This is a genomic window from Lysinibacillus sp. 10T31 (assembly GCF_056394365.1).
Genome location: NZ_JBFTHS010000230.1, coordinates 1 through 411, shown reverse-complemented (window position 1 = coordinate 411; position 411 = coordinate 1). Strand labels below are relative to the sequence as shown.

General features: G+C 66.2%; 1 protein-coding gene. It reads right to left on the bottom strand.

All coding sequences use genetic code 11. The annotated features are described in order from the left end of the window. A partial coding sequence (locus tag AC1DCY_RS27790) for a hypothetical protein (RefSeq protein ID WP_477356030.1) occupies positions 1–345 on the bottom strand: 345 nt, incomplete at its 3' end. Between the last annotated feature and the right edge of the window lie 66 nt (positions 346–411).

The following is a 411-nucleotide window of genomic DNA, read 5'->3' as shown; positions in this document are numbered from 1 at the left end:
CACCAGCGCCAGCGACGCAGGATCGGCGGCCCATTGATGGGACATGCCGGCCAGCAGGCGACACTGCAGCCGCGATACCTGATCGCCATACAACGGCTTTAGCCCGGCGCACAGCGCCGACACCGCTTTCCCATCGAGCACCGCGTCGTTCGCACCTTGCAGGAACAGCAACGCGGGACGATGTCGTGCGATATCGGCGGTGTGCGCGGCCGCGTCGGTCTGGTGGGCCAGTTCGCGCGACGCGGGTGACCAGGTGTAGGTCTGCCTCGTCGCTTTCTCATAGGCCTGCACCGAATCGGTCAGACCCGTTGACGGGTTGAGCAGCACCGCGCCTTCGATCTTCACCCTGCCCTGCGACCCGTTGACGGGTTGAGCAGCACCGCGCCTTCGATCTTCACCCTGCCCTGCGAC